Source organism: Pseudorhodobacter sp. W20_MBD10_FR17 (genome assembly GCF_052119765.1).
GTDB lineage: Bacteria > Pseudomonadota > Alphaproteobacteria > Rhodobacterales > Rhodobacteraceae > Pseudorhodobacter.
Map to the genome: position 1 here is coordinate 1 of NZ_JBGQOQ010000069.1, position 8,917 is coordinate 8,917.

General features: G+C 57.2%; 4 protein-coding genes and 1 pseudogene. 2 read left to right on the plus strand and 3 right to left on the minus strand.

What is annotated here, in order from left to right; translation table 11 throughout:
- Positions 1 to 315: 315 nt before the first annotated feature.
- From ACEN2J_RS20065 to ACEN2J_RS20075, 3 genes are all read right to left on the minus strand, one after another.
- A complete protein-coding gene (locus tag ACEN2J_RS20065; protein ID WP_442108438.1) occupies positions 316 to 2,928 on the minus strand; it encodes a CHAT domain-containing protein in 2,613 nt (870 codons plus the stop codon).
- 86 nt (positions 2,929 to 3,014) lie between these two features.
- Entirely contained in the window at positions 3,015 to 3,560 is a 546-nt protein-coding gene (locus ACEN2J_RS20070; protein ID WP_442108440.1) for an RSP_2648 family PIN domain-containing protein, read from the minus strand.
- Between the two features lie 3 nt (positions 3,561 to 3,563).
- On the minus strand, positions 3,564 to 4,811 hold the full coding sequence (locus ACEN2J_RS20075; protein ID WP_442108442.1) for an RSP_2647 family RNA methyltransferase: 1,248 nt from the start codon (positions 4,809 to 4,811) through the stop codon (positions 3,564 to 3,566).
- A gap of 161 nt (positions 4,812 to 4,972) precedes the next feature.
- Between ACEN2J_RS20075 and edd the strand changes: the two genes are divergently transcribed.
- Positions 4,973 to 6,775 (plus strand): phosphogluconate dehydratase, encoded by a 1,803-nt coding sequence (edd, locus tag ACEN2J_RS20080; protein ID WP_442108444.1) that lies wholly within the window; start codon positions 4,973 to 4,975, stop codon positions 6,773 to 6,775.
- 605 nt (positions 6,776 to 7,380) lie between these two features.
- Positions 7,381 to 8,396: pseudogene (gene istA, locus ACEN2J_RS20085) on the plus strand (IS21 family transposase); the annotation flags it as partial.
- Between the last annotated feature and the right edge of the window lie 521 nt (positions 8,397 to 8,917).

Below are 8,917 nucleotides of genomic sequence, written 5' to 3' on the forward strand. Positions count from 1 at the left end.
CGGAATTGAAGCCACAACCCCAGACCAGATCGCCGCATGACCGACAAGCCTCAAACACCAGATTTGACAATAACTCGCTCAATCGCTTCAACTCGATAGCAGTCATTTCTCGCGCACGCCTTGGCAACTCAATACCCCCTACCTGACTTAGTACCCACCATAAATGTGAAGACTATTGCGTTTTGATACACGAAATTGCTACCGCTGAAAGCGAGTCAATCCATTAATGCACTGATATATAACGACTTATCGACACGCATTTCAATGAACTGGTACAGCTAGCTGGCGGCGATGCCCGCCTCCAGCACTCCCTTGCTATAGCCAATTTCCCATAAGCACGAAGGCTGACCAAAAATAGGGATGGTCAAACCCGGCTTTGGCCTTTGGTTCGGGCGCATCCAGCGCGGCTGCGGCGCGGTCGGTTGCAACAACAGCAATATCGGTACTGTGCAGCATTTTGATTTGCGCTTGGCGTAGGGCTTCGGCCTTATCAAGGCCGTTTTGCATAATCCCTGCATAGAAGTCACGCATAAGGATCGGTGTCGCCGCATCCGATACCGGCCAGAGAGAGGCCATCACCGCGCCTGCCCCGTTTAGCTGTGCGGTGGTTCCGAAACCATCAATCTCGGCCCCATCGCCATCGGTACCGCGGGCCGTTTGGCAGGCCGAGAGGGTCAGCAGATCAATGCCTTTAAAACTAAGCGCACGGGTGCTGCGGATTTTACCCAAGGGCAAATGTTCACCATCGCCGAGCAGCAGAAAGCTGTCATCCTCTTGCCCCGGCATCAGGTTGAAATGGCTGGCGATATGCAGAATTTCCGGAGCCTTCAGCAGCGTTTTTTTCAGGCTGCGTTCATCAAAACTGGCATCCAGCGCAGTGGTGCCATTCAGAACGCCTTCGCCCTGCGCACTGCCGAAAATGGTTGCAAGCTCGGCCCGCACGCCGGGCAGCGGTGAAAAGCCGGGGTGCGCCTCGGTGACGCCAAAGCCGGCAGTTTTTGCCCCTGCCCGATCTGGCCGAATAAAGCGGGTTTCAATCGCTGGGGTAAACTGCACAAAGGCGAAATCTTCGATCATATAGTGATCACCGTCATAGAGCGCGGCAAAGGGAACATAGCGCAGAAAGCCGTCAAGGTTCAACATCACCACCTCCACGCCCGCGTCCTTTAACTCTTGGGCGACCGGCGCAAAGACCAGTTGTTGTAGGGCGTGCAGTTTCTCGGGCGCGTCCGGGGACGTCGTTTCAATGGCTTGCAATGTCTCAAACACCACACGCGCCAGATCGGCGCGGGAAATGGCGATTTGGTGGTGCAAGGTCAGGCTGGGCAGAGTGACGAAAAGATGCAGCGCATCGGGCAAGGTTGCGATTTGCAAAATGGCGGTCGGGCGCGGTAGGGTCTCTAATGTAGCTTGGTAACTTCCGGTCGCATCGAATTGTTTTTCCAGCGTTTCTTTGCTGCCCGTATCCACGTCAGATAGAAAGGCCAGGACGGCCGCATCAAACTGATCGCTGGTCTTTTGCAAGGCGTCTTGCAGCAGGAAAACCTGATTGGTTTCATCCTCGGTCAGGTCGGTTGTGCCCAGCTTATCGGTCAGGGCACGCAGAGCAGCATCGGCGGCGATCGGCAAGGCCGCCAGCGCCTCCAGCTTGTCTTGCTCGGTCAGTTCTTGGTCATTCAGCGTGGCGCGGGTTTTGGTAATATCGGCCTGCGCGTCCCGCTTCAGGTAGTTGAACACCTCTTCTTCTTTTTCCATATTCAGCACGGCTTGCGCCTCGGAAATCCGGCCTTGGGTGATCAGCAAATCGGCAAGCAGTTGGTACAGGCGGCGCCATTCATTTTGCGACTCTTTGGTGAACACATCATTGTCGCGGGTGTTGGTGGCGCGGATTTCTTGCTGAGCATTGACCGCCAGTTTGCCAAAGAAAATCGCGCGTTCAGGGTTTTGCTGAGCGGCAAAAGCCTTGGCGAACAGTTCAAACAACCAGCGCTGATGATCGAGCGATTGCTTACGATTGGCCGCGATAAAAGGCATCGACCTCATCCCAACGGCGATCGCCTCCTCGGGGCGTTCCAGTTCAAACAGGGTCAGAGCAAGGTTGATATATTGCGACGAGGTGTTTTGCGCCATCGGGCCAAGCTCTGCCTCAAGAATTTTCAGCGCGTCGCGGGCCAAAGGTTCGGCGCCCTTGTAATCGCCCATCCGATGCTTGACCCAACCGATCATCGCCAAAGTGGCAGAAACATCTTGTCCGGCCAAACCATCCCGCCCGGCATAAAAAGCCAACGCCGCACCATAGCTTTTCAGCGCCCCCTCAAAACGACCAAGGCTTTGATTGGCCCAACCTTGCGCAGAATGCACATATGACAGGTTCACCTCATCAACGACGGGCTGCTCTTGGTAAAAATTCTCAAGTATCTCAAGAACCTCCAGCGATTCCTTATAGCGTGACTGGCTGGCGAGGTTATTGGCCCGGTCCAGCATCGCAGTGCCCACCAGCCCGGGCGCATTCGGGTCATTGGTCAGCGTGCGGGCGATATCTTCGGCATGTTCGGAAAACACCAAACCATCGGTAAAGTCGGATAATGCAGCGCGAATCCGCCCAATCATCAAGGCCGATTGCGCCTTTAGGTACAGCCCGCTGTCGGTTTCGTCGGCGCGGCTATAGGCTGCGGTGAAGAAATCCAAAGCGGCCTCAAGATAGGGTTCTTGCCACGTCAGCGATAGGTAATACCCCCCCTCATAGGCGGCATAGGCATCGCCATTTTGGGCGCGTTGTACAAGATCGGGATCAAGCGTTTTGACCAACGCATTTTGGGTCAGATCGGTTTGGGCCAAATCACTTTTCGCCAAATCACTCTGCGCCGTTGCTGCCATAGGCAAAACCACCAGCAGAAAGACCAAAAGAAAGCGTTGAATGTTCATCATCACAGAACCCATAATAAGGAGCGTGATGAAAGGTTACGCAGGGAATCCGTTGCTGGCAACCAAACCTTGCCGCGTGACAGGATTTGTCATTCAGCGGCGATCGCGCGGGCCAAACGGGTTAGCTTGGCGCGTTTTAGCAGGGGTTTAAGCGCCTTTTCCTCACCCGACAGCCGTGAGGCCGTGGCGCGCACGCGTTCCAGCGCGGTTTCCACCTGCTCGGGGTTATGCGACCACAGCTCCCACAACAGCCCGTCTGGGTCGCGGCGGTCCAGCCCTTCGGCTTGCAGCGTGCCGCGCGGAAAATCTTTGGCGTTCAGTGTCACAATTGCATCGGCGTTGCCCGCAATGGCGGTGGCAAGAACGTGGATGTCATTGTCATCGGGCAAATGCAGCCGCGCCTCTAGCCCCGGCTGGGGTTTGATGCGGGCGGAGGGAAAGCCGTCTTGGGCGCGTGCAATGGCCGCAAGTGCCTCGCCCTCGGCCTCTGGGCCAAAGCGGGCCGCGGCGCGTTGCCATTCGCCAATGATACGGTCGGACCAGAGCGGCATAAAAAGGCCCTGCGCAGCGACAGCCAGCAGGACCTCTCGCATCACTGTTGGAAACAGGACGCAGGCATCAAGCGTTAGCTTCAACCGTCAAGCCGCCCCATCGAGCCGGTAGAACAGCGCCTTAAGATAACCCGATTCTGCCAGCTGCGGCAGCATCGGGTGGTCGGGACCGGCAAAGCCTGTGTGCAGCAATTGCCCGCGCCGCCCACCCCGGCCAATGCCACGACCGGTTGCGTTGCGAAACGCGTTCAGATCGGCCGCGTGGGAACACGAACACAGCCCCAGATAACCACCCGGTACCAGCAAAGGTGCCGCAAGCCGCGCCACACGTTCATAGGCCCGCAAACCCGCCTCAAGCGCCGGTTTTGCAGGCGCAAAAGCCGGTGGATCACAGATAATAACGTCAAACTGCGCGCCCTCGGCTGCCAATGCCTCTAGCACGGCAAAGGCATCGCCTTGGCGGGTGGTGAATTGGTCGGCAAAGCCCGAGGCCTGCGCGCCTTGTTCAGCCAAAGCCAGTGCTGGCGCAGATCCGTCAACCGCCAGAACCGATGTCGCACCGCCCGCCAAAGCCGCAAGGCCAAAGCCGCCGACATGCGAGAACAGATCCAGTACCCGCGCGCCTTTGGCCAATCGGGCGGCAAAGGCGTGGTTGGGGCGTTGGTCATAGAACAAGCCGGTTTTCTGCCCGCCGATCAGATCGGCCATGTAAACCGCACCGTTCATCGGCACAGGGATCGGGCCGTCAATCGCGCCGGCGATCACGACAGTTTCCTCATTCAACCCTTCAAGGCTGCGCGCGCGGCCCGTGGCGTTTTTCAGAATGTTCTTAACGCCCGTTACGGCCATCAATGCGGCAGCCAGCATATCAATATGCGCCTCGGCCCATGCGGCGTTGGGCTGAATCACAGCCGTATCACCGAACCGGTCAATCACCACGCCGGGCAAATAATCGGCCTCGGCATGCACCAGCCGGTAAAAGGGGGCGTCATACAGCCGCTCACGCATGGCCAGCGCACGGCCGATCCGCGCCTCAAGCCATGCTTGGTCAATCACCGCCTCGGGGTTTTGATCCAGCATCCGGCAGATGATTTTCGAGTTGGTGTTTACAGTCACCAGCCCCATAGGGCGGCGATCGCCATCCTCTAAAACCGCTAGCGTACCGGCGGCCATTTTTTGCGTGCGCCGGTCAGTGACCAGCTCATCCGCATAGACCCAAGGGAAACCGTGGCGGATTGCCCGCGCCTCGGCCTTTGGTTTCAGACGGACGGTGGGCCGATCATTCGGCCCGGTGTTTGCGGAGTCGCTATCATGCGAAGAGGTGCTATTATTCATGCCCCTGTCCTACCGCGTTTTATAGACCTGCGAAAGCCCGTCTGTTAGGCTGCATCACGAATGCACCGCTGATTTTGCGCCTGCGCGTGTTTTCCCTTTTCTTTTGCTGCCGTTAGCGCTAACAATATCGCAACACCCACGCACATCCAAAGAGGCCCGATATGTCCCTGAACAGCACGATTGACCGCGTAACCGACCGTATCCGCGAAAGATCAGCGACAGCACGGGGGGAATATTTGGGGCGAATGGCGGCAGCGGTCGCCAAGGGGCCTGCGCGGGCGCATTTGTCTTGCGGCAACCAAGCCCATGCCTATGCGGCGATGGGCGCCGACAAAGACGCATTGGTTGCTGACCGCCAGCCAAACCTTGGCATCGTGACCGCCTATAACGACATGCTGTCAGCGCACCAACCGTATGAGCGCTACCCCGATCTGATCCGCGCCGCAGCCCGCAAGGCAGGTGCCACGGCCCAAGTGGCAGGCGGCGTACCTGCGATGTGTGATGGCGTAACCCAAGGCCAACCGGGGATGGAGCTCTCGCTGTTTTCGCGTGATGTGATTGCGCTGGCTGCGGGCGTGGCGCTATCGCACAATGTGTTTGATGCGGCACTGTACTTGGGCGTTTGTGATAAAATCGTTCCCGGCCTGATTATTGCTGCGGCGACCTTTGGCCATATTCCGGCAGTTTTCGTGCCAGCAGGGCCAATGCCTTCAGGCATTCCGAACGATCAAAAATCCGCCGTGCGCAACGCCTTTGCCCAAGGCAAAGTGGGCCGTGAGGAATTGATGGCCGCCGAGATGGCCAGCTATCACGGGCCAGGCACGTGCACCTTTTACGGCACTGCCAACACCAACCAAATGCTGATGGAATTCATGGGCTTGCACCTGCCCGGTTCCAGCTTTGTGAACCCCGGTAATGGCCTGCGCGAGGCGCTGACAGGGGCAGCCGTGGAACGTGCAGCCGCGATCACAGCCCTTGGCAACAACTTTACCCCTGCGGGTGAAATTCTGGACGAGCGCACCTTTGTGAACGGCATCGTCGGGCTGATGGCGACGGGCGGCTCCACCAACCTTGTGCTGCACTTGCCTGCCATGGCACGCGCAGCGGGCGTGATGCTTGATATTGAAGATTTCGGCGAAATCTCAGACGCTGTGCCGCTGATGGCCAAGGTCTATCCCAACGGCTTGGCCGACGTGAACCACTTCCACGCCGCTGGCGGCCTTGGCTTTATGATCGGGCAATTGCTCGATGCGGGCCTGTTGCACCCCGACACCAAGACCATTCTGGGCGAAGGTCTGGATACCTACCGCCAAGAACCCAAGCTGCAAGGCGATACGCTGGTCTGGGAAAAGGGTGCTGCGGAAACGCTGAACGATAGAATCCTGCGCCCTACAGCCACGCCCTTCGCCCCTGTTGGCGGGCTGAAACAGCTATCGGGCAATCTGGGCCGTGGTGTGATCAAGGTTTCGGCCGTAGCCCCCGACCGCCATATCATCGAAGCCCCTGCCCGTATTTTCCACAGCCAAGAAGCCGTGAAAGCCGCTTTCCGCGCAGATGAGTTCAAAGGCGACACTGTGGTTGTCGTGCGTTTCCAAGGGCCGCGCGCCAATGGTATGCCGGAATTGCACTCACTGACGCCAATGCTGACCGTGCTGCAAGACCGCGGCTACAAGATGGCCTTGGTCACCGATGGCCGGATGTCGGGTGCGTCGGGCAAGGTGCCTGCCGCGATCCATGTGTCGCCCGAGGCGGCCTGTGGTGGCGCGATTGGCCGCCTGCGCGATGGCGATATCGTGCGGCTGGATGCAGATGCCGGCACGCTGACAGCCGTTGGTGTTGATCTCGATAGCCGCCCCTTGGCCGAGGCAGACCTGTCGGGCAACACGCATGGCATCGGGCGAGAGCTGTTTGAAGTGTTTCGCCAAAACGTCGGCCCATCAACCGAAGGCGCGCGGGTGGTTTAACCCACGCGGGGGCACTCTTAAGTTAGCACAAATCAATCGACGAGATGCTTTTGTACCCGAAACTCTCACGCCCCCGCAATGACGGGGGCGTTTTTCGTCGCACTCGATAGCTAAACCGCATGCAAATGGCGCGTTACAGTACTTTTTCCGATGGGCTAAGCTGTATAATTGGGGTGGCCGCGAATGTGACCGCGTAATAACAAACCCGCCGAAAAATCAGCCCACAGCCGTGCTTGCGCAGCAAGCTGCCACCCATAAAAAAGGACCCGCGAAAATGCGACCCCTTCGTTTTTTGTTGAGCAATTTGCTCGCCAGAGATTAACGCTTGGCTATTCGGATGGATCAATAAAAATATACTTATCAATATGTTACACTGAACCAAAAAATCCTGCTAACTTCCTGCTACCACTTTACGCTCGCTGCGCTTGCTTTCAAATCCAGCTGTCTTTCTGAATTTCATCATAGTTTCAATTGCTTCATCAAGCTCACCACTGTTGATTTCCACTTAGAAGTGAGCCGGTTTAGCGAATAATTTCCACTGAGAATTGAGCCATGTGACCCTTCCCCCAGCGCGCTGCGCCACGGGGAGCAATGGAGTGATACACATGGGACTTTTGAACATAATTCGGCGCATGTCTTTGCGCGAGAAGCTATCGATCCGGGAGATTTCGCGCCGCACCGGTTTGTCGCGCAATACGATCACTAAGCATTTGAACGCGGGCACGATTGAGCCGCAGTTCACGACGCCAGAGCGGCAAAGCAAGCTTGATCCTTTTGCTGACAAACTGACCGGATGGCTAAAGACGGAGGCGGGCAAGTCGCGCAAGCAGCGGCGAACAGCGAAGCAGCTTTATGAAGATTTGGTGAATCTGGGTTACACTGGGTCCTACGGTCGTGTGGCCGCGTTTGCTCGTGATTGGCGGGCCGATCGGCAGCGTGAGCAGCAGACAACAGGGCGCGGAACGTTTGTGCCTCTGACTTTCGGTCCTGGAGAGGCGTTCCAATTCGATTGGCCCCGTTCAAGTGAGTTTGGGACTTTGCGGTTCTGGCCGGTGAACGCACCAAACTGCAAGTGGCCCATATCAAGCTATCGCATAGCCGCGCATTCTTGATCCGCGCCTATTTGCTCCAAACCCATGACCCTCTCGTGGCATTTCTTGCAGAAATGCACTGCCGGGCAACGGATGCTATTTGACGCACATTGGCATGGGTTTCGTGTCTTTGGCGGCGTGCCTGAACGTGGCATCTATGACAACATGCGCACCGCCGTTGACCGTGTCGGGCGCGGCAAAGAGCGGCAAATCAACATGCGCTTTCTGGCCATGACGAACCACTATGTGTTCGGGCCGCCGTCCATTGGGCTCGGACCAATGGCGCCTCAATGAACGGCTTCTGCAACCCGGCGGCTGGATGGGGCAAGCCATTGGTGCGCCATTGGTTCAAGCCCAATGGCGGCGGCCAGGTTGAGAAGAATGTCCGGGATGCTCGCCATAGGTTTTGGCATGCTGTTACCCGGAAGGGATTTGCGTGCAAATCACGCAGGGCTATGCCTGAGTTTCCCAATCTCGATGCGCTGAATGATTGGCTAGAGCAGCGTTGCATGGAGATGTGGCATGATATCTGCCCCCCTCTCGCGCATGCAGGCACCCGCACTTCCGCAATGCGTGCTTCTTCACCCTCAACTTCAATATCGAACTTAATGTCACTCCAACGCATTTCCCGCGCTTCACCAACGCGCAAGCCACTGTGCAGCAAAAACATGATGAAGTAGGACAGCTGTGCACGATGCAATTTGTGCCACGCGTTTAGCCCCTCGCTTGCAAACCGCCCAACGCAGTCCCTGTAACTGCGCAAGTTACGCACCAGCACCAAATACTCGCTCCCAGAGTCAAATCCTGCGCGCCTGCTTGGTGTTTTGTCAGTTGCTGCAACACGCATCTTAACAATTTGCTGCATGCGCCCGCGTTCCATTGCATCGTAGAAAATCTGATTAAGTGCGCTTTGCTCCATCTGCAGCGTCTTTAAAGCAGGCATCTTCTTCGCGTTTGCTGTGCCTAACGTTTTCGGAGCTATGACTGAATCTGGTGTTTGGGCGGTTTGAAGGTTGGCGGCGTATCTGGTTGATTTGTTGTTGCGAGACAG

Bases quoted from the DNA above. Each gene is read 5' to 3' on its own strand.
- ACEN2J_RS20065 (WP_442108438.1), bottom strand. From the start codon at position 2,928: ATGATGAACATTCAACGCTTTCTTTTGGTCTTTCTGCTGGTGGTTTTG.
- ACEN2J_RS20075 (WP_442108442.1), bottom strand. From the start codon at position 4,811: ATGAATAATAGCACCTCTTCGCATGATAGCGACTCCGCAAACACCGGG.
- edd (WP_442108444.1), top strand. From the start codon at position 4,973: ATGTCCCTGAACAGCACGATTGACCGCGTAACCGACCGTATCCGCGAA.